General features: G+C 60.6%; 29 protein-coding genes and 2 tRNA genes. 21 read left to right on the forward strand and 10 right to left on the reverse strand.

Features of this window, described 5'->3' with window-relative positions; genetic code table 11:
• Nucleotides 1–70 precede the first annotated feature (70 nt).
• From fabF to CK486_RS04000, 11 genes are all read left to right on the forward strand, one after another.
• Nucleotides 71–1,315 carry a beta-ketoacyl-ACP synthase II gene (gene fabF, locus CK486_RS03950; protein ID WP_095939055.1) on the forward strand — a complete coding sequence of 415 codons (1,245 nt, stop codon included), beginning with the start codon at nt 71–73 and terminating at the stop codon, nt 1,313–1,315.
• Nucleotides 1,315–2,130, forward strand: a complete 816-nt coding sequence (gene pabC / locus CK486_RS03955; protein ID WP_095938963.1) for an aminodeoxychorismate lyase — start codon at nt 1,315–1,317, stop codon at nt 2,128–2,130. The genes fabF and pabC overlap by 1 nt, the downstream gene beginning before the upstream one ends.
• Before the next feature lie 3 nt (nt 2,131–2,133).
• Nucleotides 2,134–3,183 (forward strand): endolytic transglycosylase MltG, encoded by a 1,050-nt coding sequence (gene mltG, locus CK486_RS03960; protein ID WP_095938964.1) that lies wholly within the window; start codon nt 2,134–2,136, stop codon nt 3,181–3,183.
• Nucleotides 3,180–3,812, forward strand: a complete 633-nt coding sequence (tmk, locus tag CK486_RS03965; RefSeq protein WP_095938965.1) for a dTMP kinase — start codon at nt 3,180–3,182, stop codon at nt 3,810–3,812. The genes mltG and tmk overlap by 4 nt, the downstream gene beginning before the upstream one ends.
• Nucleotides 3,805–4,791, forward strand: coding sequence for a DNA polymerase III subunit delta' (locus CK486_RS03970; protein ID WP_095938966.1), 987 nt, complete (start codon nt 3,805–3,807; stop codon nt 4,789–4,791). Before tmk ends, CK486_RS03970 begins: the two co-directional genes overlap by 8 nt.
• Before the next feature lie 34 nt (nt 4,792–4,825).
• On the forward strand, nt 4,826–5,182 hold the full coding sequence (locus tag CK486_RS03975; RefSeq protein WP_095938967.1) for a PilZ domain-containing protein: 357 nt from the start codon (nt 4,826–4,828) through the stop codon (nt 5,180–5,182).
• Between the two features lie 46 nt (nt 5,183–5,228).
• Complete coding sequence (locus CK486_RS03980) at nt 5,229–6,008, forward strand: TatD family hydrolase (RefSeq protein WP_095938968.1); 780 nt, start codon at nt 5,229–5,231, stop codon at nt 6,006–6,008.
• Nucleotides 6,009–6,388: 380 nt separating this feature from the next.
• A complete protein-coding gene (locus CK486_RS03985) occupies nt 6,389–7,027 on the forward strand; it encodes a TetR/AcrR family transcriptional regulator (protein ID WP_095938969.1) in 639 nt (212 codons plus the stop codon).
• Between the two features lie 144 nt (nt 7,028–7,171).
• Nucleotides 7,172–8,068 (forward strand): radical SAM protein, encoded by an 897-nt coding sequence (locus CK486_RS03990; RefSeq protein WP_095938970.1) that lies wholly within the window; start codon nt 7,172–7,174, stop codon nt 8,066–8,068.
• Nucleotides 8,069–8,136: 68 nt separating this feature from the next.
• On the forward strand, nt 8,137–8,742 hold the full coding sequence (locus CK486_RS03995; protein ID WP_095938971.1) for a DUF4823 domain-containing protein: 606 nt from the start codon (nt 8,137–8,139) through the stop codon (nt 8,740–8,742).
• Nucleotides 8,743–8,753: 11 nt separating this feature from the next.
• A complete protein-coding gene (locus CK486_RS04000) occupies nt 8,754–9,323 on the forward strand; it encodes a DUF1285 domain-containing protein (RefSeq protein WP_095938972.1) in 570 nt (189 codons plus the stop codon).
• A gap of 52 nt (nt 9,324–9,375) precedes the next feature.
• On the opposite strand, the gene CK486_RS04005 is transcribed toward CK486_RS04000, so the two are convergent.
• Entirely contained in the window at nt 9,376–11,031 is a 1,656-nt protein-coding gene (locus tag CK486_RS04005; protein ID WP_095938973.1) for an electron transfer flavoprotein-ubiquinone oxidoreductase, read from the reverse strand.
• 321 nt (nt 11,032–11,352) lie between these two features.
• Between CK486_RS04005 and CK486_RS04010 the strand changes: the two genes are divergently transcribed.
• On the forward strand, nt 11,353–12,102 hold the full coding sequence (locus tag CK486_RS04010; protein WP_095938974.1) for an electron transfer flavoprotein subunit beta/FixA family protein: 750 nt from the start codon (nt 11,353–11,355) through the stop codon (nt 12,100–12,102).
• Nucleotides 12,102–13,031, forward strand: a complete 930-nt coding sequence (locus CK486_RS04015) for an electron transfer flavoprotein subunit alpha/FixB family protein (protein ID WP_095938975.1) — start codon at nt 12,102–12,104, stop codon at nt 13,029–13,031. Before CK486_RS04010 ends, CK486_RS04015 begins: the two co-directional genes overlap by 1 nt.
• A gap of 59 nt (nt 13,032–13,090) precedes the next feature.
• Here CK486_RS04015 and CK486_RS04020 read toward each other — a convergent pair whose 3' ends face one another.
• Entirely contained in the window at nt 13,091–13,858 is a 768-nt protein-coding gene (locus CK486_RS04020; RefSeq protein ID WP_095938976.1) for a class III extradiol ring-cleavage dioxygenase, read from the reverse strand.
• A 128-nt stretch (nt 13,859–13,986) separates the two neighbouring features.
• On the opposite strand from CK486_RS04020, the gene CK486_RS04025 reads away from it, so the two are divergent.
• The gene (locus CK486_RS04025) at nt 13,987–14,643 is read left to right on the forward strand and encodes a thiopurine S-methyltransferase (protein ID WP_095938977.1); all 657 of its coding nucleotides are present in this window, start codon (nt 13,987–13,989) and stop codon (nt 14,641–14,643) included.
• 46 nt (nt 14,644–14,689) lie between these two features.
• Here the strand turns inward: CK486_RS04025 and htpX are convergent, their stop codons facing one another.
• From htpX to CK486_RS04045, 4 genes are all read right to left on the reverse strand, one after another.
• Nucleotides 14,690–15,562: a protease HtpX gene (gene htpX / locus CK486_RS04030; RefSeq protein ID WP_095938978.1), complete on the reverse strand. Its 873-nt coding sequence runs from the start codon at nt 15,560–15,562 to the stop codon at nt 14,690–14,692.
• Nucleotides 15,563–15,652: 90 nt separating this feature from the next.
• Nucleotides 15,653–16,099 carry a hypothetical protein gene (locus tag CK486_RS04035; RefSeq protein WP_095938979.1) on the reverse strand — a complete coding sequence of 149 codons (447 nt, stop codon included), beginning with the start codon at nt 16,097–16,099 and terminating at the stop codon, nt 15,653–15,655.
• An 11-nt stretch (nt 16,100–16,110) separates the two neighbouring features.
• The gene (locus tag CK486_RS04040) at nt 16,111–16,854 is read right to left on the reverse strand and encodes an SDR family NAD(P)-dependent oxidoreductase (protein ID WP_095938980.1); all 744 of its coding nucleotides are present in this window, start codon (nt 16,852–16,854) and stop codon (nt 16,111–16,113) included.
• Nucleotides 16,855–16,866: 12 nt separating this feature from the next.
• Complete coding sequence (locus tag CK486_RS04045) at nt 16,867–18,078, reverse strand: pyridoxal phosphate-dependent aminotransferase (RefSeq protein WP_095938981.1); 1,212 nt, start codon at nt 18,076–18,078, stop codon at nt 16,867–16,869.
• Nucleotides 18,079–18,257: 179 nt separating this feature from the next.
• On the opposite strand from CK486_RS04045, the gene msrB reads away from it, so the two are divergent.
• From msrB to CK486_RS04060, 3 genes are all read left to right on the forward strand, one after another.
• Nucleotides 18,258–18,653, forward strand: coding sequence for a peptide-methionine (R)-S-oxide reductase MsrB (gene msrB, locus CK486_RS04050; RefSeq protein WP_095938982.1), 396 nt, complete (start codon nt 18,258–18,260; stop codon nt 18,651–18,653).
• Between the two features lie 102 nt (nt 18,654–18,755).
• Nucleotides 18,756–19,241 (forward strand): glutathione peroxidase, encoded by a 486-nt coding sequence (locus CK486_RS04055; protein WP_095938983.1) that lies wholly within the window; start codon nt 18,756–18,758, stop codon nt 19,239–19,241.
• Entirely contained in the window at nt 19,238–19,711 is a 474-nt protein-coding gene (locus CK486_RS04060) for a MarR family winged helix-turn-helix transcriptional regulator (protein ID WP_095938984.1), read from the forward strand. The genes CK486_RS04055 and CK486_RS04060 overlap by 4 nt, the downstream gene beginning before the upstream one ends.
• On the opposite strand, the gene CK486_RS04065 is transcribed toward CK486_RS04060, so the two are convergent.
• Nucleotides 19,692–22,010: a response regulator gene (locus tag CK486_RS04065; RefSeq protein ID WP_095938985.1), complete on the reverse strand. Its 2,319-nt coding sequence runs from the start codon at nt 22,008–22,010 to the stop codon at nt 19,692–19,694. The genes CK486_RS04060 and CK486_RS04065 overlap by 20 nt on opposite strands.
• A gap of 95 nt (nt 22,011–22,105) precedes the next feature.
• Here CK486_RS04065 and CK486_RS04070 point away from each other — a divergent pair, with 95 nt between their 5' ends.
• Nucleotides 22,106–22,990, forward strand: a complete 885-nt coding sequence (locus tag CK486_RS04070) for an ATP-binding protein (RefSeq protein WP_095938986.1) — start codon at nt 22,106–22,108, stop codon at nt 22,988–22,990.
• A 36-nt stretch (nt 22,991–23,026) separates the two neighbouring features.
• Here the strand turns inward: CK486_RS04070 and CK486_RS04075 are convergent, their stop codons facing one another.
• Nucleotides 23,027–23,689: a glutathione S-transferase family protein gene (locus tag CK486_RS04075; RefSeq protein ID WP_095938987.1), complete on the reverse strand. Its 663-nt coding sequence runs from the start codon at nt 23,687–23,689 to the stop codon at nt 23,027–23,029.
• A gap of 20 nt (nt 23,690–23,709) precedes the next feature.
• Nucleotides 23,710–24,480 (reverse strand): hypothetical protein, encoded by a 771-nt coding sequence (locus tag CK486_RS04080; RefSeq protein ID WP_095938988.1) that lies wholly within the window; start codon nt 24,478–24,480, stop codon nt 23,710–23,712.
• Nucleotides 24,481–24,702: 222 nt separating this feature from the next.
• Here CK486_RS04080 and CK486_RS04085 point away from each other — a divergent pair.
• Together CK486_RS04085 and CK486_RS04090 are read left to right on the forward strand one after the other, a co-directional pair.
• Nucleotides 24,703–24,778 (forward strand) — tRNA-Glu (locus tag CK486_RS04085).
• Nucleotides 24,779–24,782: 4 nt separating this feature from the next.
• A tRNA-Gly gene (locus CK486_RS04090) sits at nt 24,783–24,858 on the forward strand.
• A 102-nt stretch (nt 24,859–24,960) separates the two neighbouring features.
• On the opposite strand, the gene CK486_RS04095 is transcribed toward CK486_RS04090, so the two are convergent.
• Nucleotides 24,961–25,371 carry a PA2817 family protein gene (locus tag CK486_RS04095; RefSeq protein ID WP_095938989.1) on the reverse strand — a complete coding sequence of 137 codons (411 nt, stop codon included), beginning with the start codon at nt 25,369–25,371 and terminating at the stop codon, nt 24,961–24,963.
• A gap of 110 nt (nt 25,372–25,481) precedes the next feature.
• Between CK486_RS04095 and CK486_RS04100 the strand changes: the two genes are divergently transcribed.
• Nucleotides 25,482–26,138 carry a transglutaminase family protein gene (locus tag CK486_RS04100; RefSeq protein WP_095938990.1) on the forward strand — a complete coding sequence of 219 codons (657 nt, stop codon included), beginning with the start codon at nt 25,482–25,484 and terminating at the stop codon, nt 26,136–26,138.
• Nucleotides 26,139–26,189 lie beyond the last annotated feature (51 nt).

Consider the following 26,189-nt stretch of genomic DNA (forward strand, 5'->3'; position numbering starts at 1 on the left):
ACAGCCCTCAAGGCGTGCGGTTTTTCTTTAGGTGCGCCGCTGGGGCGCCGTACAGGTAGAGGATTTCGCTGTGTCGCGTAGACGCGTTGTGGTCACCGGGCTGGGCATGCTTTCTCCGCTGGGGGTGGATGTTGCCAGCAGCTGGCAAGGCATTCTGGCCGCCCAGAGTGGTATCGGCCTCATCGAACATATGGACCTTTCGGCGTACGCCACCCGTTTTGGCGGTTCGGTGAAGGGCTTCGACGTTGAGCAGTATCTGTCGGCCAAAGAGGCGCGCAAGCTGGATTTGTTCATTCAGTACGGTCTGGCCGCCAGTTTCCAGGCGGTACGGGATTCCGGGCTGGAAGTTACCGATGCCAACCGTGAGCGCATCGGTGTGGCGATGGGTTCGGGTATCGGTGGCCTGACCAATATCGAGAACAACTGCAAGTCGCTGATTGAGCAGGGGCCGCGGCGCATTTCGCCGTTCTTCGTGCCGGGCTCGATCATCAACATGATTTCCGGGTTCCTCTCTATTCATCTGGGGGCGCAGGGGCCCAACTACGCCATCGCCACCGCCTGTACCACCGGTACGCACTGCATCGGTATGGCTGCCCGCAACATTGCCTACGGTGAAGCTGACGTGATGATCGCCGGTGGAGCCGAGATGGCGGCCTGTGGTCTGGGGCTGGGAGGCTTCGGTGCTGCCCGCGCGCTTTCTACGCGCAATGACGATCCGCAGCGGGCCAGTCGCCCGTGGGACAAGGATCGCGATGGTTTCGTGCTGTCCGATGGTGCAGGTGCTCTGGTTCTGGAAGAACTGGAGCATGCCAAGGCGCGTGGCGCGCAGATCTATGCAGAGCTGGTCGGTTTCGGCATGAGTGGCGACGCCTATCACATGACTTCTCCGCCTGACGATGGTGCAGGAGCGGCACGCTGCATGCGCAATGCCCTGCAGGATGCACGCCTCAATCCTGATCAGGTGCAGTACATCAATGCTCATGGCACTTCCACCTCGGCCGGTGACAAGGCTGAAGCCTGCGCGGTGAAGAGCGTTTTCGGCGAGCACGCTTATCGACTGGCGGTGAGCTCGACCAAGTCGATGACCGGCCACTTGCTGGGCGCGGCGGGTGCGGTCGAGGCCATCTTCAGTGTGCTGGCCATTCGCGACCAGGTCGCGCCGCCGACGATCAACCTCGACAACCCGGATGAAGGCTGTGATCTGGACTTCGTCCCGCATCAGGCGCGGGCCATGGCCATCGATGCCGTGCTGTCGAACTCCTTCGGCTTTGGCGGGACCAACGGCTCGCTGCTGTTCCGTCGCTTCAACGGCTGATGCTCAGTTGGGTGGATGGACAGCCGGCCAGTCAGCTGCCGCTGACTGATCGCGGGCTGGCTTACGGCGATGGGCTGTTTGAAACCCTGCGCGTCAGTGGTGGCCGTATCCCGCTGCTGACGCTGCATCTGCGGCGTCTGGCTGCCGGAGCTCAGCGTTTGGCCATCGGGCTCGACCTGGCTCAGGTGGAAGAGGAACTGCGTACCTTCGCCGCGCTGCTGGGGCAGGGAGTGGCCAAATTGATCGTCACCCGTGGTGATGGTTTACGCGGCTACGCGTCACCGGCCGAATCGCGGCCGCGGCGCATTCTGCAGGCCAGTGCGTTGCCGCAGTGGCCGTCGCAGCATGCCGAGCAGGGTGTGCGACTTTTTGCCTGTCAGACACGTTTGGCCGAGCAACCGCTGCTGGCGGGGCTCAAGCACCTCAATCGTCTGGAACAGGTAATGGCGCGGGCTGAGTGGCAGGATCCGGCGTTTGCCGAGGGGCTGCTGTGCGACACGTCCGGGCGCATCATCGAGGGCGTGTTCAGCAATCTCCTGCTGGTCAGCGATGGTGTCTTGCTGCTGCCTGACCTGCAGCGTTGTGGCGTGGCCGGGGTGATGCGTGCGGCTTTGCTGCAGGCAGCAGACGAGCAGGGCATTGCCTGGCGCATCGATGATCTGTCGGTTGAAGACCTGCTGCGGGCCGATGAGGTGCTGCTGTGCAATAGCTTGTACGGAGTTTGGCCGGTACAGGGCTACCTGCAGCGCGACTGGCCGGTCGGCCCTCTCACCCGTAAACTGCAGGCCATTGCCCATACGCTGCTGGAAGGCTGACCCTTGATACGCAAACTGCTGCTCCTGCTGCAAGCTGCCGCCGTGCTGGCCGCGCTGCTGATCGGTTGGGCGGCCTGGTCACAACAGCAGGCGTTGCAGCAGACGCTTCGTCTGGAGCAGGAGCGCCTGCTGGATGTGCCGGCAGGCTCGTCGCCAAACCAGATGCTCAACCGCCTGGAACAGGATGGCGTGCTGTCCGGCGCATTGTGGCTGCGCCTGTACTGGCGCTTTAACCTGAAACAGCCACTGCACAGCGGGGAGTACCGGCTAAAGCCTGGTATGCGCGCCGAGGAGCTGCTGGGGCTGTGGCAACGGGGCGAGGTGGTGCAGTACAGCCTGACGCTGGTCGAAGGGTGGAACTTTCGTCAGGTGCGGGCTTATCTGGCCGCTCAGGAGCGCCTGCAGCAGACACTCACAGCCCTGAGTGATGCCGAGATCATGGCCAAGCTGGGGCAGCCCGGCGTTCACCCTGAAGGTCGTTTCTTTCCTGATACTTACCGCTATATCCGCGGGATGCGCGATATCGATCTCCTTCGCCAGGCGTCGCAGCGCCAGGAGCAGGTGCTGGCCGAAGAGTGGGCCAGGCGGGCGGATAATCTGCCGTATCGCGAGCCTTACCAGGCGTTGATCATGGCCTCTCTGGTGGAGAAGGAAACCGGTGTGCCCAGCGAGCGTCCGCAGATCGCCGGCGTGTTCGTAAGGCGCCTGCGTCTGGGCATGCTGCTGCAAACCGATCCGACGGTCATTTACGGACTGGGGGAGCGCTATCAGGGTAATCTGACCCGCGCCCACCTGCGTCAGCCAACGCCCTACAACACCTATGTGATCAAGGGACTGCCGCCAACCCCCATTGCTCTGGTCGGGCGTGAGGCAATCCATGCGGCGCTGCATCCGGCCGACGGCCAGAGCCTGTATTTCGTGGCGCGTGGCGATGGCAGCCATGTGTTTTCCGATTCACTGGCGGCGCACAACCGCGCCGTGCGTGAATACCAGTTGCAACGTCGGGCGGACTATCGCTCCAGCCCGGTTCCCGCACAGAAGGACACACCGTGAGCGGACTGTTCATTACCCTGGAAGGGCCTGAGGGCGCCGGCAAGAGCACCAATCGGGAATACCTTGCCGAGCTGTTGAAGCAGGCGGGCGTCGAAGTGGTCCTGACCCGCGAACCTGGTGGAACGCCACTTGCCGAGCGTATTCGCGAATTGTTGCTGGCTCCCGACACTGAGGTCATGGCGGTCGATACCGAGCTGCTGCTGATGTTCGCTGCCCGAGCTCAGCATCTGGCCGGGGTGATTCGACCGGCACTGGCGCGTGGCGCGGTGGTGCTCTGTGATCGTTTTACCGACGCCACCTATGCCTACCAGGGCGGCGGGCGCGGTCTGGCGCACGAGCGCATTGCCATTCTCGAGCAGTTTGTTCAGGGCGATTTGCGTCCGGATCTGACCTTGGTTTTCGACCTGCCGGTTGAAGTCGGGTTGGCCAGGGCGGCGGCGCGGGGCAAGCTTGATCGTTTTGAACAGGAACAGCAGTCGTTCTTTGAAGCCGTGCGACAGACCTATCTGGCGCGGGCGGTTCAGGCTCCAGAGCGATATCGCGTACTGGATGCGGCGCAGCCACTGAGTCAGGTGCAGGCTGATCTTGCAGGGTTGTTCCCCATGCTGCTGGAGCGAGTCCGTGGCTGATCTGCTGCCCTGGCAGGCGCACCTGTGGGCGCAGTTCTCCGAGCGCCGCCAGCATGCTCATGCCTACCTACTGCATGGTCCTGCCGGTATTGGCAAGCGTCAGCTGGCCGAGCTTTTGCGCGCCCGCCTGCTCTGCCAATCGCCGCAGGCCGGTTTTGCCTGTGGCCAGTGCAAGGGCTGCCTGCTGCTGGCAGCAGGTACTCATCCGGATACCTTTACCCTGGAGCCGGAAGAGGCCGACAAGGCCATCAAGGTGGATCAGGTTCGCGAACTGGTTGATTTCGTTGTGCAGACCGCCCAACTGGGTGGGCGCAAGGTGATTCTGCTGGAGCCGGCCGAGGCGATGAACATCAACGCGGCCAACGCTTTGCTCAAAAGCCTGGAAGAGCCCAGCGGCGACACCGTGCTGCTGCTCATCAGTCACCAGCCCAGCCGTTTGCTGCCGACCATCAAGAGCCGTTGCGTGCAGCAGGCTTGCCCATTCCCCAGTGAAGCGCAAAGTCTCGCCTGGCTGGCGCAGAGTCTGCCGGCCCTGAGTGGCGAGGAGCACCGCGAGCTGCTGGCGCTGGCGGCGGGTTCTCCGCTGGCGGCGCAGCGCCTGCAGGAGCTGGGTGTGCGCGAAGCCCGGGCCCTGGTCGTTGATGGGGTGAAAAAACTGCTCAAACAGCAGGCCTCGGCCTCGCAGCTGGCCGAAGGCTGGAATGCCATATCGCTGATTCTGCTGTTCGACTGGTTCAGCCAGTGGGCGCATCTGCTGCTGCGTTACCAGCTGAGCGGTGATGGGCAGGCGCTGGGTTTGCCGGATATGCAGAAGGTTTTGCAGTATCTTGGTGACAAGAGCAGTCAGGCCAAGGTGCTTGATCTGCAGCAGTGGTTGCTCGAACAGCGGCAGAAAGTCCTGAATAAAGCCAATCTGAACCGCGTATTGCTTCTCGAAGCCTTGCTGGTAAGGTGGGCAAGCCTGCCCGGGCCGGGCTAGAATCGGTCACTGGATATTTCGCTAGGAACGCTGCATGAGCTTGCCACCCAATCTGGGCCCGCGTAACGGCATCCTGTCCCTGACCATCAAGGACAAGTCGGTGCTTTACGCCGCCTACATGCCCTTCATCCGGAATGGCGGATTGTTCATTCCGACCAACAAGAGCTACAAGCTTGGCGATGAAGTGTTCATGCTGCTCAATCTGATGGATGAGCCGGAAAAGATTCCGGTGGCCGGCAAGGTGGTCTGGATTACCCCGAAGGGTGCTCAGGGCAACCGTGCAGCTGGCGTTGGCGTGCAGTTCAATGATGGCGATACCACCGCACGCAACAAGATCGAGACTTACCTGGCCGGTGCGCTGAAGTCTGATCGTCCTACCCACACCATGTAATTGATACGGCGTGCTGCCCGGCGCAGTGCGCCGTCGGGCTATAAGCATGCTGGTTGATTCCCACTGTCACCTCGATCGACTCGACCTGAGCGCCTGCGGCGGCTCGCTGCAGGTCGCTCTTGATGCGGCGCGCGCGCGCGGTGTCGGCCATTTCCTCTGTATTGGTGTCAGTGCTGCCAACGCCGCAGCGGTCAAGCAAGTCGCGGAGCAATATGCGGATGTGCATTGTTCGGTCGGTGTGCATCCGCTCGATCTTGAACCCGGCGCAGCGCCGGCGCTGGACTGGCTGCTGGATGAGCTGACGCACCCGCGGGTCGTGGCCATCGGCGAGACGGGTCTTGATTACCACTATGAACCGGAAGCGGCTTCCTTGCAGAAGGAGGCTTTCGCCTTGCATCTGGAGGCGGCAAGGATCACCGGCAAGCCCGTGATCGTGCATACCCGTGAGGCGCGAGCCGATACCCTGGCGCTGCTGCGTGAGGCAGCCTTGCCGCAGGCAGGTGTGCTGCATTGCTTTACCGAGGACTGGGAGATGGCGAGTGCCGCTCTGGATCTGGGTTTTTATATTTCCCTCTCCGGCATTGTCACTTTCCGCAATGCCGAGGCGCTGCGGGATGTGGCCAAGAAGATTCCAAGTGACCGTCTGCTGGTGGAAACCGACGCTCCGTATCTGGCGCCAGTGCCGCATCGCGGCAAACCGAATCTTCCGCAGTATGTACGCGAGGTTGCCGAGTACCTGGCGGTGCTGCGCGGGGTGAGTTATGAAACCCTGGTGGAGCAGACGGGGGACAATTTCTTCCGCCTGTTTCCGTTGGCGCGGGGCTAAAACGCGGATAAAAAAACCCGGGTTCTGGGGGATGAATCCGGGTCAAGACCATTAGGAGTAAAACAAGGTACGCGATCCACGGTACCTCGACCGGCGGGGCAGTTAGGGGGGGAGTTGCCGCGCACCGGTAGTTACGAGTATTGGTCAGACTTGCACGAAGTCCAGCGGAGCCCGCCGCTTTTTTTAAACACTTTTGGAATACCTGACAGAACGCTTGGCAGTGACTGATTGGTTCTGTGGCTTTTGGAGCGTTTCTGGACTGGCGGTGGTGTTCTCGACGAAAGTGCAGCTTGCAGTGGCGATGTTCCGTGCATTTTCAATGCGTATAGGCATAATACGCGCCTTCGTTTTTTGACCCGATTTGATCAGTCAGTCCATTTATGCAAAAAGAACCCAGAAAAGTCCGTGAATTTCGCCGTCGTGAGCAGGAGATCCTGGACACCGCGCTGAAGCTGTTTCTTGAGCAGGGTGAGGATAGCGTTACGGTCGAAATGATCGCGGATGCTGTCGGGATCGGCAAAGGCACCATCTACAAGCATTTCAAGTCCAAGGCAGAGATCTATCTGCGTCTGATGCTTGATTACGAGCGAGATCTGAATGCGCTGCTGCACTCCGAGGATGTGGCGCGCGACAAAGAGGCGCTGTCACGTGCCTACTTTGAGTTCCGCATGCGTGACCCGCAGCGCTACCGTCTGTTTGATCGTCTGGAAGAGAAGGTGGTCAAGGGCAATCAGGTCCCGGAGATGGTCGAGGAACTGCATACCATCCGCACCTCTAACTTCGAACACCTGACCCAGCTGATCAAGGCGCGCATTGCCGACGGCAAACTGGAAGATGTGCCGCCGTACTTCCATTACTGCGCTGCCTGGGCGCTGGTGCACGGCGCAGTCGCGCTGTATCACTCGCCGTTCTGGAGCAGTGTTCTGGAGGATCAGGATGGCTTCTTCCAGTTCCTGATGGATATCGGCGTGCGCATGGGCAACAAGCGCAAGCGCGACGGCGAGCAGCCGGCTGCCTGACCGGCACACCGGGGCAGCGTGCCTTAGCCACTGCCCCGGAGAAAAATCCAACCGTGCGCCCGCAGGCAGGCTGTCGCCAAGGCGGTCAGCGAGGCAGCGTTAATGTGCGGGCGCGTTTGCGGGTTCCTTCGTGGGGGTTTCAACATGTCGCATGCCGCTTTCCCCATTCAGTACATAGAGCCGGTGTTTCGTCCTCCCAGTGAGGCGCACTCGCTGATTCTGCCGGTCACCAACGGTTGCTCCTGGAACAGCTGTACCTTCTGCGAGATGTACACAGCCCCGCAGAAGAAGTTTCGCGCCCGTGATGAGGCGCAGGTGCTGGACGAGATCCGCCGCGCCGGCGAACAGCTGATCGTGCAGCGCATCTTCCTGGCCGATGGCGATGCCCTGGTGCTGCCGACCCGGCGGCTGCTCAATATCCTCACTGCCATCCGCGAATACATGCCCGATGTGCAGCGGGTTTCCAGTTACTGCCTGCCGCGCAATCTGCGCAAGAAGTCGGTGGAGGAGCTCAAGGAGCTGGCTGATGCCGGGTTGCGCATGGCCTATGTCGGTGCCGAGTCCGGAGATGATCAGGTGCTGGAGCTGATCAGCAAGGGCGAGACCTACGAGTCGACCCTGAGTGCTCTGGACAAGCTGGGGCAGGCCGGTATTACCCGCTCGGTGATGATTCTCAACGGTCTGGGCGGACAGCGCTACAGCGAGCAGCATGCGCTGAACTCGGCGCGTCTGATGAACGATGCTCAGCCGGAATACCTGTCGACGCTGGTGGTGAGTTTTCCAATGGGTGAGGAGCGGGTGCGTTCGCGTTTCCCTGACTTCACACCCCTGACCCAGCAGCAGCTGTTTCTGGAGGTTGAGCGTTTGCTGCAAACCCTCGAGTTGCGCGATACGGTTTTCCGTAGTGATCATGCCTCCAACTATCTGGTGCTCAAGGGTAATCTCGGTGCGGATAAGGCACGCATGCTGGCGCAGGTCCGCATGGCCATCGAGCAGCCGCAGCAGGTGCGTCTGCGCCAGGAGTGGCAGCGCGGCCTGTAGCCTGGTCTGGCGCAAAATCTGCAGTAGACCCGCAATGCGGCATTGCCTTGCCGCGAGGGAGAGATGCGATGCCTAATCTGTTGCTTGCACTGCTGCTTGTCATGCTGAGTGGTTGCATGAAGGTCAGTGACATGGCCGCCGGTACCGAGTATCAGTTGCGTGATGCCGGTGTGCTGGATCACAGCGACATCCGGCGTGCCTATCACTGGCGCCTGCAGCCGGATTCCTTCATCTACATCGCTCAGGGACCGTTTGCGCCAAAGGGCGATGGTTCAGTCCGGCCGAATGTGGTTGCGGATGAAGCCTTCAAGGGCTTTGTCGAGTACTTCCCTCTGGTGCGGCGTGCCGGTGGCCCGCTCGGGCTGGAGAAGGCCATGGCGGAAACCCGCATGGCCGGAGCGCACTACCTGCTGTACTGTCGTTTCGCCAGTGTGGATGATCGTATCGGCACCTATGACGAGTGGGTCGACCAGGAAGCAGTCGATCGCCTCGGCACCGATCGTGGGGTGATTCAGCTTATGCTGATCGAGGCCAATACCCGTCAGTTGGTTGATACGGCGCGGATTCGGAATCGTGGTGGCCTGTTCTCCTGGTACGACAGTAATCCGCAGGATTTCATCGGGCCGCCGTTGCAGGAATATGCCCGGCGCCTGCTGGGGCTTAACGAGTACTAACGGAGTCAGACATGGTTGATGTGGGCAAGGCGGGTGATCTGCTGAGTCAGGTGACTGCCGCCGCCGGCAAGGGCTTGCCGCCGGTGCATCTGTGGAATCCGCCGTTCTGCGGCGACATCGACATGCGCATCGCCCGTGACGGCACCTGGTTCTATCAGGGCACGCCAATCGGGCGTAAACCAATGGTCAGGTTGTTCTCGACCATCATCCGCCGCGATGGCGACGACTATGTGCTGGTCACGCCGGTGGAGAAGGTCGGCATCCGTGTCGACGATGCGCCTTTTGTGGCAGTGGAGCTGCGCGTGGAGGGCGAGGGCGAGCAGCAGCGCCTGCGCTTTATCACCAATGTCGAAGACGAGGTGGTGGCCGATGCAGATCATCCGCTTCGCGTGGAGCTGGATGAGCAGTCAGGGGAGCCGTCACCCTACCTGCTGGTACGCAGCAATCTGGAGGCGCTGATCCATCGGAATGTGTTCTACCAGTTGGTGGAGATGGCGGTAGAGCGTGAGATAGATGGGCAGCAATGGCTGGGTGTGTGGAGCTTGGGGGAGTTTTTCCCGATAGGGCTGTTGCCGGCCTAGAGGGCAGGCGTAGAAATAAAAAAGGCTCCCGAGGGAGCCTTTTTTATGGGTCTTACATGTTGGGATAGTTCGGGCCGCCGGTGCCCTCTGGCGCTACCCAGGTGATGTTCTGCGACGGGTCTTTGATGTCACAGGTCTTGCAGTGCACGCAGTTCTGGGCATTGATCTGGAAGCGCTTCTCGCCGTCTTCCTGAGTGACCACTTCGTACACGCCGGCCGGGCAGTAGCGCTGCGCGGGCTCGTCGTACAGCGGCAGGTTCTTGGAGAGCGGGATGCTCGGGTCGGTCAGCTTCAGGTGGCAGGGCTGCTCTTCCTCGTGGTTGGTGTTGGAGAGGAACACCGAGGAGAGTTTGTCGAAGCTGATCTTGCCGTCCGGCTTCGGATAGACAATCTTCTGGCACTCTGCGGCCGGCTTCAGGCAGGCGTAGTCCGGCTTGTTGTCGCGCAGGGTAACCGGAATCTTGCCGCCGAAGATGTTCTGGTCGATGAAGTTGAACGCGCCGCCGACGATGGCGCCGAACTTGTGGATCGCCGCGCCGAAGTTACGGCTGCAGAACAGCTCCTCGTACAGCCAGCTGGACTTGAAGTTGTCGACGTAGTTGGTCAGCTCATCGCCGCCTTCCTTGCCGCCCAGCAGTGCCTCGGCCACGGATTCGGCGGCCAGCATGCCGGACTTCATGGCAGTGTGGCTGCCCTTGATCTTGGCGAAGTTCAGGGTGCCCAGGTCACAGCCGATCAGTGCACCGCCCGGGAAGACCATCTTAGGCAGCGAGTTCAGACCGCCTTTGCAGATGGCGCGGGCGCCGTAGGCTACGCGCTTGCCGCCTTCCAGGTACTGCTTGATCACCGGATGGTGCTTGTAGCGCTGGAATTCGTCGAACGGCGACAGGTGCGGGTTGGCGTAGGACAGGTCAACGATCAGGCCAACCACGACCTGGTTGTTTTCCAGGTGATAGAGGAAGGAGCCGCCCGGGTTCTCGTCGGACAGCGGCCAGCCGGCGGTGTGCACCACCAGGCCCTGCTCGTGCTTGGCCGGGTCGATGTCCCAGATTTCCTTGATGCCGATGCCGTAGTGCTGGGCGTCGGCTTCGCTGTCGAGGTTGTACTTCTTGATCAGCTGCTTGCCAATGTGGCCACGGCAGCCTTCGGCGAACAGGGTGTATTTGGCACGCAGTTCCATGCCCGGGGTGTAGTAGCCTTCCTTCGGGTGACCTTCACGGTCGACACCCAGGTCGCCGGTGATGATGCCGCGCACCACACCGTTCTCGTCGATCAGCGCTTCCTGGGCGGCGAAGCCCGGGTAGATCTCGACGCCCAGGCCTTCGGCCTGCTGGGCTAGCCAGCGGCACAGATTGCCCAGGGAGATGATGTAGTTGCCTTCGTTGTGCATGGTTTTCGGCACAAAGAAGTTCGGTACCTTGGCGGCTTTCTCTTCGCTCTTGAGCAGGTAGATGTCGTCGCGCTTGACCTCGGTGTTCAGCGGGGCGCCCAGTTCCTTCCAGTTGGGGAACAGTTCGTTCAGAGCGCGCGGCTCGAATACAGCGCCAGAGAGAATGTGGGCGCCGACTTCGGAACCTTTCTCGACCACGCAAACGCTGATCTCTTGACCGGCTTCGGCGGCCTTCTGCTTCAGTCGGCAGGCGGCGGACAAACCGGAGGGGCCGGCGCCGACGATGACGACGTCGAATTCCATGTATTCGCGTTCCACAGTCAATCTCCTACTCAAGGCTAATCTGTGCTTTTCTTTGGGGGAGCCCCGGCATTCTCTGGCCCGAGCGCGAGCATTATATCTATAGGTCAGTGTAGGTCCAATACAAACGTTTGTTTGAATTTTTTCCAAGGCTGGTAATATGCCGCGTAGACGCTTGCCTGCGGGCGTCTTCGTATTGACCGTAATCCCTGTTACGGTCAAGATACGGGCGGTTTTGCGCTCCCTATTTTTGAGTTCGTCGGTCCCGGCCGACATGCATCACCGGCCAGGTTCGCCTAGGCGACACCCTTATATTCACCGGAGAGTAACGAGGAATCCATGAAGGTTCTTGTAGCTGTCAAACGAGTGGTCGACTACAACGTCAAGGTTCGCGTCAAGGCGGACAACTCCGGCGTCGACCTCGCCAACGTCAAGATGTCGATGAACCCCTTCTGCGAAATCGCCGTGGAAGAAGCAGTTCGTCTGAAGGAAAAGGGTGTTGCGACTGAGATCGTCGTGGTTTCCATTGGCCCGAACACTGCTCAGGAGCAGCTGCGTACTGCCCTGGCTCTGGGTGCCGACCGCGCCATTCTGGTTGAGTCCAACGATGAGCTGAACTCCCTGGCCGTGGCCAAGGTGCTGAAAGCCGTTGTTGAGAAAGAGCAGCCTCAGCTCGTCATCATGGGCAAACAGTCCATCGACAGCGACAACAACCAGACTGGCCAGATGCTCGGTGCTCTGACTGGCATGCCGCAAGGTACTTTCGCCTCCAAGGTGGAAGTGACTGGCGACAAGGTCAACGTAACCCGTGAAATCGACGGCGGTCTGCAGACTGTTGCCCTGAACCTGCCGGCAATCGTCACCACCGACCTGCGTTTGAACGAGCCGCGTTACGCGTCTCTGCCGAACATCATGAAAGCCAAGAAGAAGCCGCTGGACGTGGTTACCCCGGACGCTCTGGGTGTTTCCACCGCTTCTTCCGTCAAGACCCTGAAAGTGGAAGCTCCGGCTGCCCGCAGCGCCGGCATCAAGGTCAAGTCCGTGGCTGAACTGGTCGAGAAACTGAAGAACGAGGCGAAGGTAATCTGATGGCTATCCTGGTTGTTGCTGAACACAATAACGCTACCCTGGGCGCTGCCACCCTCAACACCGTGACCGCTGCCCAGAAAATCGGTGGCGACATCCACGTTCTGGTGGCTGGTGCTGGTTGCGGCGCAGTTGCCGAAGCTGCTGCCAAGGTAGCTGGCGTATCCAAGGTGCTGGTTGCTGACAATGCTGCCTACGCCAATCAACTGCCGGAGAACGTTGCTCCGCTGATCGCCGAACTGGGCAAGGGCTACAGCCACGTGCTGGCTGCTGCTACCACCAATGGCAAAAACTTCCTGCCGCGCGTTGCTGCGCTGCTGGATGTTGATCAGATCTCTGAAATCATTGCCGTAGAAAGCGCTGACACCTTCAAGCGTCCGATCTATGCCGGTAACGCTATCGCTACCGTGCAGTCCTCGGCTGCGGTCAAGGTCATCACCGTTCGTGGCACCGGCTTTGACGCCGCTGCTGCCGAAGGTGGTTCGGCTGCCGTTGAGCAGGTTTCCGGTGCTGGCGATGCTGGCAAGTCGGCTTTCGTCGGCGAAGAGCTGGCCAAGTCCGACCGTCCGGAACTGACTGCTGCCAAGATCGTCGTTTCCGGCGGCCGTGGCATGCAGAATGGCGACAACTTCAAGCTGCTGTACAGCCTGGCCGACAAACTCGGTGCCGCTGTTGGTGCTTCCCGTGCCGCCGTCGACGCCGGTTTCGTACCGAACGACATGCAGGTTGGTCAGACCGGTAAGATCGTTGCTCCGCAGCTCTACGTTGCTGTGGGCATCTCCGGTGCCATCCAGCACCTGGCCGGTATGAAAGACTCCAAGGTCATCGTTGCTATCAACAAGGACGAAGAAGCCCCGATCTTCCAGGTGGCTGACTACGGCCTGGTGGCTGACCTGTTCGAAGCTGTACCGGAGCTGGAAAACCTGGTCTGATCCAGCGTTTCCGTTCCAGCAAAAAGCCCGCTCTCTGAGCGGGCTTTTTGTTTGTGGTCTTAATCGAAGCGCAGGATGTCCATGGCCAGAGCGCCATAGCTGAAGCCCTGATGCACGGAATGCATGTTTTCGCCGGCACCGTAGGCAAAGAACAGCGGCAGGAGGTGTTCATCGGTGGGGTGGTTGCGCACGGCGTGCGGTGCCAGGCGGCGATAGTCTTGCAGTGCCGCGCTGTCGTTGCTCTCAAGCCGGGCAAGCAACCACTGGCAGAAGCTGGCTGCCCAGTCGGCCACATGATCCTTTCCGGCCTGCCAGTCCAGTTCCGCCAGATTGTGGGTCAGGCTGCCGGAGCCAATCAGTAATACGCCCTTGGCGCGCAGGTCTTTGAGTGCCAGCCCGAGCCCGATCAGCCACTCTGGTGTGGCGCAATAGGGGAGTGACAGTTGCAGGACCGGAATATCCGCCTGTGGGTACATCAGCAGCATGGGTACCCAGGCACCGTGATCGCGCGGCTGCTGCGCATTGAGCTGAGTAGGGTAGCCCGCACTACTCAGGTATTCGGCAATTTTGCTGGCCTGCTCCGGAGCTCCTGGCGCCGGGTAGCGCAGTTGGTAAAGGGCCTGGGGGAAGCCATAAAAGTCATGCCAGGTATCGGGTTGCGCGCCGCTGCTGATTTGCAATGTCTGGCTCTGCCAGTGGGCCGATACGATCAGAATCAGTTCAGGCCGTGGCAGACTGTCTGCCAGCTGGCGCAATGCCTTGCCGGTCGCTTCGGGTTCAAGTGCAAGCAGCGGCGCGCCGTGGGAAATGAACAGGCTGGGTAGCATGATGGCCTCCTTCGCGGTGAGGCTATTGTCGTGCCGTCGGTATCGTTTTAATAACGGCATTTTTGCGCCGGATTAATCGCTTTATTCGATGTTTTCAGACTGGTGGGTGGTTCAAGAGGAGGTGTGTGTTGCACGAGGACTTCTGGCAGGCGCGCTGGGCGCGCGATGAAATCGGCTTTCATCTCAGTGAGGTGAATCCCTACCTGCTGCGGTACTGGTCGCAGTTGTCTGCTCAGTCGGGTGAGACGGTGCTGGTGCCGTTGTGTGGCAAGACGCTGGATCTGTGCTGGTTGGCAGAACAGAAACTGCAGGTATTAGGGATCGAGTTGTCGCGCAAGGCGGTCGAGGACTTCTTTGCTGAACAGGGGCTGCAGCCGCAGATTGAAGAACAGGGGGCTTTTGTGCGATTCCGTGCGCGAGGCATTGAGCTCTGGTGCGGTGACTTTTTTGCTCTGACGGCTGCCGACGTGCAGCAGTGCCACCTCTTTTACGATCGGGCTGCACTGATCGCGCTGCCGCAGGACATGCGTGAGCGCTACGTTGCGCATTTGCAGGCCATTCTGCCGGCGGCCTGTCGCGGCCTGCTGGTGACACTGGATTATCCGCAGGAGCAGATGAGCGGGCCGCCCTTTGCGGTGCCTTCCGCGCAGGTGCAGGCGTTTTACGCAGGCGATTGGGTTGTCCGCCAACTGGCGTGTGAGGATGTGCTGGGCGAGAACTGGAGATTTCTCCAGCGTGGTCTGACGCGGCTGGATGAGTCGGTTTTCAGCCTTTCCCGCTGCTAAAAGAAAAGCCGCCTTTCAAGGCGGCTTTTGCTTGTTGCCGGTTGGCTTATGCCAGGCGGCGCAGTGCTTCGATGCGGTCTTCCAGTGGCGGGTGGGTCATCAGCAGGCCGGCCAGGCCGTTCTTCAGGCCGCCATTGATGCCGAAGGCAGTCATGCTGCTGGGCATATTCACCGGTACACCTTGCTCAGCGCGCAGGCGTTGCAGGGCGCCAATCATGGAGGCGGTGCTGGCCAGGCGGGCACCTGCTTCGTCGGCCTTGAATTCGCGCTTACGCGAGAACCACATGACGATGATGCTGGCCAGGATACCCAGTACCAGCTCAGCGAAGATAGTGGCGACGAAATAGCCGATGCCCGGGCCTTCCTCGTTCTTCAGGATGACCTTGTCGACGAAGTTACCGAAGATGCGTGCGAAGAACATGACGAAGGTGTTCACCACGCCCTGAATCAGCGCCAGCGTGACCATGTCGCCATTGGCCACGTGGCCGATCTCGTGGGCCAGTACGGCTTTCACTTCGTCGGGCGAGAAGCGCTCCAACAGGCCCTGGCTGACGGCAACCAGGGCGTCGTTCTTGTTCCAGCCAGTGGCGAAGGCATTGGCCTCATAAGCCGGGAAGATGCCCACTTCGGGCATTTTGATACCGGCGTCGCGGGACAGCTCCTCGACGGTCTGCAGCAGCCACTGTTCGTGACGGGTGCGTGGCTGGCTGATGATCTCCGTGCCGGTGCTCATCTTCGCCATCCACTTGGAGATGAACAGCGAAATCAGCGAGCCGGCAAAACCGAACACGGCGCAGTAGACCAGCAGGCTGCCGTAGTTCTGACCGGTGAACCGATCAACGCCAAGTAGCTTGAGCGTGATGCTGGCGATCAGCAAAACCGCCAGGTTGGTGCCGATGAACAGGGCGATGCGCATCATGGTTGGGTCAAACTCCTAACTGCAGAAAACGGAATAGTCATGGGCGTGTATATAAGGGCGGTAGCGCCAGGGCTTCAAGCGCAGACTATTTCAAGCTATGTCGCTGGCTGGGGCGCGCTGATCCAGTACCAGGCGGGTCAGGCGCGCGACCTGTTCGCTGTCGCGGTTGTGCAAGGCCTGGCGCAGTTGGTGGGCAAGGGTGCCTTGCTGCCGGCGAATGCTGGGGGTGAGGCTGGCATCGCTGACCAGCGTGGGGATGTAGCGGGTCAGGCGGACGAAGCCTTTTTCAGTCAGGGTGGCCTGATCCAGCGCTTCGTAATGAATGGTGCTCTCGTAGCGCAGATAACCTTCGTCGGCCAGCCACAGCAGGGCGCCCAGACAGCTCTGATGGCGCTTGCTGGGCAGACCGAATTCATCGGGCTCCTCGCGGCCGATCAGGTCTTCAATGTACAGGGCTACCTTGCGCGGGAATGCCAGGTACAGGTTGAGCAGCCCGGCCGCGCAATCGTGGTAGAAGTCATCAATCTGCAGATCCATCGCGGCAGTACTCAAAAGCGGGCCAGCCAGGCGCTGGGCAGATAAGGCAGCAGGCGCCCGAGCAGAGCCCAGGGCCAGCCGGGGACATAGGCGCTGCGGCTGTGACGGTCGATATGCCCGGCGATCAGGCGTGCACCGCGCTCGGCGCTGATCAGGAAGGGGCGCTTGGCCATATCCTGGTTCAGTGGCGTGTCGATAAAGCCCGGCAGCAGCAGGGTGGTATCGATCGGCTTGCCATGAAATTCGGCGGCCAGTGACTCCATGTAGGCGATCAGTCCGGCCTTGCTCGCCGAATAGCCCAGGCTGCGTGGCAGTCCGCGCTTGCCTGCTACCGAAGCGATGGCGACCAAGTGGCCGTGACCCTGCTGGCGGAACAGTACGGCGGCGGCCTCCAGGCAGGCGATGGCTCCCAGCAGATTGGTTTCCAGCGTCTGGCGAATGCGCTCGAAGTGTCCGCCGCCGGCCTTGCCGGCGAGGGCGATGCCGGCATTGGCAATAATGCCGTCTAGGCCGCCGAGGGCATTGGCAGCCAGGCCGACAATGTCGGCGCAGGCCGCGTAGTCGGTGACATCCAGCGCCAGCACCACGACCTTGCAGCCGTGGCGGGACTGCAGTTCGCTGGCCAGTGCCTGCAGGCTGTCGGTGCGCCGCGCCGCCAGGGCCAGGTCATAGCCCCTGCCGGCCAGCTCATGAGCCAGCTGTGCGCCGATGCCGGAGCTGGCACCGGTCAGCAGGTAACGCTTGGCCCTGTCCATGGCGATGGCCTCTTACTGGCGGTAGGACTTGAGGAAATGGCCGATGCGGCCGATCGCCTGCTCGAGGTCATCCACGCGGGGCAGGGTGACGACGCGGAAGTGATCCGGCCATGGCCAGTTGAAGGCTGTCCCCTGGACGATCAGCAGCTTCTCGGAGAGCAGCAGGTCGAGAACGAATTTCTCGTCGTTGTGGATCGGGCAGACCTTGGGGTCGATCTTCGGGAAGGCGTACAGCGCGCCCATGGGCTTGACGCAACTGACTCCGGGAATGTCGTTGAGCAGCTCCCAGGCGCGGTTGCGCTGTTCCAGCAGGCGGCCGTTGGGCAGCACCAGGTCGTTGATGCTCTGGTAGCCGCCGAGGGCGGTCTGGATGGCATGCTGGCTTGGCACGTTGGCGCACAGGCGCATGTTGGCGAGCATATCGATGCCTTCGATATAGCTCTGTGCTTTGTGCTTGGGGCCGGAAATGGCCACCCAGCCGGAGCGGAAACCGGCGACCCGGTAGGACTTGGACAGACCGTTGAAGGTCAGGCACAGCACGTCCGGAGCCAGCGAAGCGGTGCAGATGTGCACGGCGTCGTCATAGAGAATCTTGTCGTAGATCTCGTCGGAGAACAGCACCAGATTGTGTTGGCGGGCCAGTTCGACGATGTCCAGCAGGACTTCCTTGGAGTACACCGCGCCGGTGGGGTTGTTCGGATTGATCAGCACCAGTGCCTTGGTGTTCGGCGTGATCTTGGCGCGCATGTCGGCGATATCGGGGAACCAGCCGGCCTGCTCATCGCACAGATAATGCACCGGCTTGCCGCCGGCCAGTGCCACGGAGGCTGTCCACAGCGGGTAGTCGGGGGCCGGGATCAGCACCTCGTCACCGTTGTTGAGCAGCGCCTGCATGGCCATCACGATCAGCTCGGATACGCCGTTGCCGAGGTAGATGTCCTCGATGCCGACGCCTTCGACCTGTTTCTGCTGGTAGTACTGCATCACCGCCTTGCGCGCGCTGAACAGGCCTTTGGAGTCACTGTAGCCCTGAGCGGTAGGCAGATTGCGGATCACGTCCTGGAGGATTTCCTCCGGGGCTTCGAAACCGAACGGCGCCGGGTTGCCGATATTCAGCTTGAGGATGCGTTGGCCTTCCTCTTCCAGGCGTTTGGCGTGCTTGAGCACCGGCCCGCGAATGTCATAGCAGACGTTGGCGAGCTTGTTCGATTTGCTGACCTGCATGATCCTGTTATATCCCAAGGTGAGTCGCCGCTAATTTCGGCGAACTGCATGAATCCATGCACCCTGGCTGCCCCGTTTGCAGCAACCAGACGGGCGGTGAAAAAGAGCCCGCATGATACGTGTGGGGGCAGGCAGGGAAAAGGTACGCGGCGGCATTTTTCGGCAGTGGAGGTGTGATTGTGGAAAAACTGGATAAACCGCTTGAAAGCTGGCGCGAGGAACTCTCTCCCGCTCAGTTTCAGGTCTGTCGGCTCAAGGGCACCGAGCATCCGTTCAGTGGTGAGTATTACGCCACCAAGACGCCGGGGACCTATCACTGTTCCTGCTGCGGGGCGGCCTTGTTTGATTCGGAAGCCAAGTACGATTCAGGCAGTGGCTGGCCAAGCTATTTCCAGCCGGTCAGTGCCACCGCGATCAGTGAGAAAGAAGACAACAGCCATGGCATGCAGCGCATCGAGGTGCTTTGCGCCCGCTGCGATGCTCACCTCGGCCACGTCTTTCCCGATGGTCCGCGGCCTACTGGTTTACGTTACTGCATCAACTCGGTAGCGCTGAAGCTAAAACCGCGCGCATAGGTGTTTTCAGGGTGGTAACGATATTTTGTGCAATTAAGTTGTGCGCAATCTAATTGCACATTAAAGTCGCGCCATCCCATTCTGCACACAGAGGGCTCCGCCGTGACCGATAAATTGCTCGATATTCCTTGCACCACCATCAAGGGTGAACAGAAGACGCTGGCCGACTTTGGTGGCAAGGCCATGCTGGTGGTCAATACCGCCAGCAAGTGCGGCTTTACCCCGCAGTACAAGGGGCTTGAATCCCTGTGGCAGAACTACAAGGACAAGGGGCTGGTGGTGCTGGGCTTTCCCTGCAACCAGTTTGGCAAGCAGGAACCGGGTAACGAAGGGGCGATCTCCGAGTTCTGTGAGCTGAACTTCGGCGTCAGCTTCCCGCTGTTCAAGAAGATCGACGTCAATGGCAGTGACGCCCATCCGCTGTTTGTGCAGCTCAAACAGCGCGCGCCGGGCCTGCTGGGTAGTCAGGGTATCAAGTGGAACTTCACCAAGTTCCTGATCGGCGCCGATGGCAAGGTGGTCAAGCGTTTTGCTCCGACCACCAAGCCGGAAGAGCTGACTGCCGAGATCGAAGCGCTGCTCAAATGAGTCAGGTGCTGGATCCGCAGCTGCAGCTGGACCACCAGCTGTGCTTCAAGCTGTATGCAGCTTCCCGGGCCATCATTCGCGGCTACCGACCGATGCTGGATGCGCTGGGGCTGACCTATCCGCAGTACCTCGCGATGCTGGTGCTGTGGGAGTGGCATCAGCAGCCACCGGCACAGGCGACCGTCAAGGCACTGGGCGAGCGCCTGATGCTGGACTCCGGGACTCTGACGCCCCTGCTCAAGCGGCTGCAGCAGCAGGGGCTGCTGTTGCGTCAGCGTTCGCAGGCCGATGAGCGCGAAGTATCTCTGCAGCTCACACCGACGGGCGTGCAGCTGCGCGAGCAGGTATTGCCGCTGCGTCAGCAGTTGATCGAGAGTGCCGGGCTGGATGGGGAGGAGCCTTCTGCCCTGCGCGAGCAGCTCGATCAGTTGCTTGGGCAGTTTCTCCAGCTCAGGGCGGGGTGTCGCTAGTCGGCGGCAGCCAGCGCTGCAGGGTGCTGATCAGGTCTTCGCGGCGAAACGGCTTGGCCAGGTAATCGTTCATGCCGAGCTTAAGGCAGCGTTCGCGCTCATCGGCAAGGGCGTTCGCTGTGAGTGCGATGATCGGCAGATCAGTCCAGCGGCCATCCTGGCGAATGCGCTGGGTGGCCTCATAGCCATCCATGACCGGCATGTTGCAGTCCATGAGAATCAGGTCGGGCCTGTGCTGCTCCAGTTGCTGCAGGGCCTCTTCACCGTTCTCTGCTAGGCAGACGCGGCAACCGAGTTTGAGCAGCATGCCTTTGGCCACCATCTGGTTCACCGGGTTGTCTTCAACCAGCAGAATTTCGGCGTGTGGCAGCGGCGCCTGTGTCTCATTGACCGCCTGTAGCTTGGGCTGATGCAGCACGTGCTCGCGCAGCTGGCTAAGCAGTGTCTGCCGGCTCAGTGGCTGGGCTATTTGCTGGAACGGGGCCAAGGCACTGCTGGCTGCCTGGCTTAGGAAATGTCCGTAACTGCTGACCAGAATCAAGGGTGCGCTGGTTTTCTCACGCAGCGCGGCAAGTGACTCGGGGTTGTTGCAAATCAGCAGATCGCACTCCGGCAGCGTTTCGGGGAGTGTTGCGCTGTGCTGGTAGCGCAGACCAAGGGTAGGCAGCCACAGGCTCAGCTGGCGTTGCAGGCCGCTGTCGGTCGGGCACAGGGCGAACACATTGCCCTGCAGTTGCGGCAATCCGGTAGCAGGTGTGTGTGCTGGGAGGGGTAGGCGGGCGCAGAAACAGCTGCCCTCGTGCAGGGTCGACTGTACTAGCAGTTCGCCGCGCATTGCTTCGCACAGGCGCCGGGTCAGTGCCAGGCCGAGGCCGGTGCCGCCGTACTGGCGTGTAATGCCGGGGGCCGCCTGGACGAAGGGCTGGAAGATGCGTTGCATCGCGTCTTCTGCAATACCAATGCCGGTGTCACGCAGCTCGATTTCGACCTGCTGGCCATTTGTCCGTATCTCCAGGCTAACTTGGCCTTGACGCGTGAATTTGAGTGCGTTGGACAGCAGGTTGTTAATAATCTGCCGGACTCGTGTCGGATCACCCAGCAATTGCGCTGGCAGCTGTGGGCTGATGAGGCAACTTAGCTCGACACCATCGGCTGCATTCTGCGAGAGCAAGGTGGCGCACTCTTCACCCAAGGTGGCCAGGTCAAAGGGGATGCTTTCCAGCTGCAGTTCACCGGCCTCGAATTTCGAAAGGTCGAGAATGTCATTGAGCAGGTCCATCAGGACTTTACCTGACTCACGAGCCACGCCTAGCTGCTCGCGCTGCTCATCGTTGAGCGGGCCGTCACTGGCTAGGGCGACCATGCCCAGCAGGCCGTTGAGCGGGGTGCGGATCTCGTGGCTCATGTTCGCCAGAAAGGCCGAACGCAGCTGTGCGGTATGCAGGGCCTGCTCGCGGGCCTGGTCAAGGTCGGCGTTGGATTGCAGCAGGCGGTTATTGGCTGCCTTGAGTTCTGCGGTGCGCGCCGAAACGATGTTTTCTAGCTCGCCAAGGTATTCGGTGAGGCGGTTCTCGGCTTCGCGGCGCTGATCGACCTCTCTGCTGATGCTTTCCAATTGTTGGTTGGTGACCTTCACCAATACGCCGATCTCGTCTTTTTCGTGGCCACTGGGGCAGGCAACCGGCGTGCGTTTACTGCTTTTCTCATCTCGCTCGCTCAGTGCGTGAATCAGGCTGACTAGAGGTTTGGTCAGGGTGAAGTAGAACAGCACCAGAAGCAGGATCGACAGCAGCAGGCTGCGCACGAATCCGGAAACCATGGTCAGTGCCGCACGGCTCAGGAATGTCGCGCCGTAGGGGTAGGTGTCTACTTCCAAGCGGAGTATGCCCAGCGGCTCATCCGGGGCATGGCTTACAAAAAGCGGATCTTCGAAGATTCGGCTATCGCGAAACAAAAAGTCGCTGAATACACGGTAGCGGCTTTCTACACGAGGCCGGCTGACCGATGCGAGGGTTCCCCCCGAACTGTCGATGATCTCGGCGCGGATTACCGAGGGAGATTGCAACAAACCCAGCAGGAGTTCCTGTGCAAGTTCGCTGTCAATGTTGTAGGCAATACGTGCTGCCGGGTTGTGGCTGATTTGCTGCAGAGCGCGGATTTCGCGATTGATCGAGGCATCTTCGTTGGCATAATCGATGCTGACCTGCACCAGGCTCAGCAGCGTGCCGAGGATGAAAGCCACCACAACGGTCAGGCGTGCCTGCTTGTAGGACAGACGATTACTTAAAAGAATGACCATCGGCACGGTGCCTTGAGAGAATGCTGGTAAAGCATAGCCGATCGTTGCTGCTGAACGGCAGCGAGTCTGTCACGCCATTCGAGTGAGAGAGTGAAATGGACGAATCATTGGGGCCGCTGCTGACACGTGCTGAAAGTTTGCTGGCGCGCCTTGAAAACTGGCTGCCGCCAGCGCCTACGAGTATCGACTGGCAGCAGTGCTTGGCGGCACGCTGGCAGCGAGACGGGCGACACGGCCACCTGCAGGCGCTGCAGGTGAATCTGCAGCTGCGTCTTGATGATCTGTGCGGGGTCGAGCGTCAGGTGGCGCAGTTGGCAGGCAATACCCGGCAGTTTCTGCGGGGGGGGCCAGCCAACCATGCCTTGCTTTGGGGTGCGCGTGGCACGGGCAAGTCGTCGCTGGTCAGGGCGCTGCTGGCTGAGTACGCCGGGCAGGGGCTGCGCCTGATCGAGATCGAGCGTGATCATCTGGCCGATCTGCCGCGGATAGTGGAGGGGCTGGCCGGCCTGCCGCAGCGTTTTGTGCTGTTCTGCGATGATCTGTCGTTTGAAGCGGGCGAGGGTGACTACCGGCAGCTCAAGAGTGTGCTGGATGGCTCGCTGGAGCAGGCGCCGGACAACGTTCTGCTGTATGCCACCTCAAACCGCCGGCACCTTCTGCCGGAGAGGCAGAGCGACAATCAGCACTGGCAGACCGTGGAGGGTGAGGTGCACCCCAGCGAGGCGGTAGAGGATAAGGTGGCTCTGTCGGACCGCTTCGGCCTGTGGCTGTCCTTCTACCCCTTTACCCAGGATCAGTACCTGACGGTGGTGCGCCATTGGTTGCAGCATTACGCGTCGGCTGCCGGTCTGACCTGGGAGTGGGGACGTGCGCTGGAGCTGGAAGCCATCCGCTGGGCTGGCGGGCGCGGTAACCGTAATGGGCGTTGCGCCAGCCAGTTCGCCAGAAGCTGGGTAGGGCGGGCGTTGCTGGAGCAGTAATAACGTGGGTTGGTGGGGACTTTTGTCCCCGTCGATTCACGCCTTGCCGCTGAGCTTGGCCACGGTGCGCTGCTCGCCCGGCAGCACGCTTTGCAGGCTCGCGCGAGCTTTCATGCGTGCGTAATGCGCGGCCAGCATGGGCCAGCGATTGGCATCGAGCTGCTCGCCGCCATGTTCCATGTTGACCAGTTGGCAGGCCAGGGCCAGGTCGGCCATGCTCAGTTGCCCGCCGACAAAGTACTCCTTGTTACCCAATTGCTGCTCCAGGTAATCGAAGTGGGGTGGTAGCTTGTCGTTGAGCGCCGTTGCAATATTGGCTTCGTCACTGCTCTTGCCCATGGTGGGCTTGAGTACGCGGTTGCGAAAGACCGTGAAGGTGCACAGCGGCGCCAGCTCGTAGTCCGCATATTTTTCCAGCCAGCGAATCTGTGCCCGGTGCGCTGGCTCGCGGCCATACAGAGTCGTCTGTTCCGGGTGCTTTTCCTCAAGGTACTGGCAGATCACGCTGGAGTCAGCCAGGGTCAGATCGCCGTCTCGCAGCGCCGGGATGCGCCCCAGTGGATTGATTTCGCGGTACCAGTCGGGTTGGCCGAAGGGTGTGACGATTTCCAACTGGTAGGGCAAATCCTTTTCCAGCAGGCACAGACGGACCTTGCGTACAAACGGCGAGAGCGGGGCTCCGTAGACGATCAGGCTCATGCAGGTTTCCTTGGTGACAATCAGTCGTAAATGTTTTTCTTTTTCCAGGTGTCTTCTTCGTCCAGCGTCTTGAGGCCTTCACCCAGTTCGCTAGGCTCGTCGATAACGGGCTGAGCCGTTTCCAAGACCATCGCATTTGCGCGTGCCAGCTGTGTTTCCAGCTGTTTGAGTTGCTGCTCGTAGCGTTTGATATCCGGTTGCTTGCGCAGATATTGCACGCCGCGTTCAAAGGCCAGCCGAGCTTGGCGTGCCTGGCCTTGCTGCAGGTTCTGCTGACCCTGATTGTTGAAGAACTCACAGTGCAGCATGACCAGCATGTGGCGGATCTCTCCAACCCACTGTTTGGCTTCTTGCGGCGGGAGCAGTGCTTCTTGCTGCGCATGACTGAGAATGGCGTGTAGTGCCTCGAGCTGAAAGCGCACTTCCTTAGCCTGTGCTTCGTTCAGTACCGGTTGAGCTGTATTCCGAATCGGTACTGCTTCGCCCATGGCGATCTGAGTTCGCAGATCCTGAATACGCCCATTGAGCTGAGGGTTGCTGCTATCGACCTTGTTTAGGTTGATAGAAAGTTGCATTTCCAGGCGGTTGAGCAGTTGCTTGAGCGCGGGAGTCATGAACTGCCCGGGCATGCCTTCGGACAAGTTACTGCAGCGACGGATGCGATCTGTCAGCTCGGCCTTCTGCCGGGCCCGCTCCAGTTTTCCGGCTTCCAGGCTGTGATTGATGAAGGCAATCAAACCGAGGACAACAATACCGGCAACAATGAGTACGGTTATCAGAAGAGGTGACACCAGGCTTGCTCCCGCGCTTTTGTGTTTCTCCGGAGTGTAGTGTGTTGTCTTTCAGGCTCATAGGCCCGGCCGCGATAAACGATGGAAGTCGTTGATTTAAAAAAATTTTGGATTAGGGGTTGACGACCTTTTGAGGCATCCATAGAATGCGCGCCACTCCCGCAGCGAACTTCACGAAGCCAGCTGAGGGAGCCGGAAAAGCTGTTGTAAGTTCCGGGCCGCGTCCCCTTCGTCTAGTGGCCTAGGACACCGCCCTTTCACGGCGGTAACAGGGGTTCGAGTCCCCTAGGGGACGCCAGTTTGCGGGAATAGCTCAGTTGGTAGAGCACGACCTTGCCAAGGTCGGGGTCGCGAGTTCGAGTCTCGTTTCCCGCTCCAAATTCACAAAAACGCCGCTCATTGAGCGGCGTTTTTGTTTGTCCGTGAAAAACTCAAGGCCTAAAAAAGCCCGCAGGGTGCGGGCTCTTGGGAAGCGACTGATCAGTGCTTGGGGCTTTGCTCCGGCATGGCCAGCAATTGCTTCTCCTGCGCCCAGTCGAAGGGCTCGCCGGCTTCGGCGGCGGCATAGCGGCGCTCATCCAGCTGCTGGTACAGCTCGATTTCTTCGTCCGGCATGAAGTGCAGGCAGTCTCCACCGAAGAACCACAACAGATCACGCGGCACCAGGTGGGCGATCTGCGGGTAGCGGTGGAAAATCTGGCGAATCAGGTCCTGGCCGAGGTAAAGGCTGTTTTCCATGTCGCGCGGCAGTTCGCTGAGCAGCTCGTCATAGCGCTCGAGAAACAGGGCATGGGTGTCGTCGGCGACCTGTTCGGCTTCGCCCAGGGCTTGCAGGATGCCACGCAGGTGGGCGAGCAGGGCCAGGTGGTAATTGAGGTGGGCGTTGGCCATGACGGGGCTCCGGGCTGAAAACGGTGGCGGAGTATACCTGCCATCTGGCCGGTATGCCTGCTGGTCTGGCTATCGCTCCGGCATAGACTGGTCGCACGGAGGACGCCTGCATGCATGACTATCTGCAACCCGCGAGTTTTATCGACAGTGATCACCCGGCAGTTATCGCTTTTGCCGAGCGTTGGCGTGGCGGCGGTGGCCCTCGCGAGCAGGCCGTTGCCCTGTACCTCGCGGTGCGTGATCAGATTCGCTACAACCCCTACAGCTTCAGTGCCGAGCGCGAAACCCTGAAGGCCAGCCACGCGCTGCAGGCGGGAGAGAGTTATTGCGTGCCCAAGGCGCTGCTGCTGGCGGCTTGTGCGCGTCATTGCGGCATCCCGGCGCGCATTGGCCTGGCCGATGTGCGTAATCACCTGTCGTCACCGCGCCTGCTGGAACTGCTGCGCAGTGAAGTGTTTGCCATGCATGGCTACACCGAACTCTATCTGGACGGACGCTGGGTCAAGGCCACGCCAGCGTTCAACGCGGCGCTGTGCAAGGCTTTCAAGGTGGCGCCGCTGGAGTTCGATGGCCGCCAGGACAGCGTCTTTCATCCTTACAATGCCAGCGGTGAGCGCTACATGGAGTACCTGTGTGATCACGGCCAGTTCGCCGATTTGCCGGTAGATCTGTTCTTCGCCCATCTGGCCAGGGTCTATCCGCATCTGTTCTGCGAGGGCGCTGCCTTCCTGACTGGTGATCTGCAGGCCGAGGCGGCGCTTGGCTGAGGGTCGGCCTTGCAATTGCCGGGGACTGGCCTTATCTAGGCCTATCTCCCA

This window comes from Pseudomonas sp. HAR-UPW-AIA-41 (assembly GCF_002304225.1).
Classification (GTDB): Bacteria; Pseudomonadota; Gammaproteobacteria; order Pseudomonadales; family Pseudomonadaceae; genus Aquipseudomonas.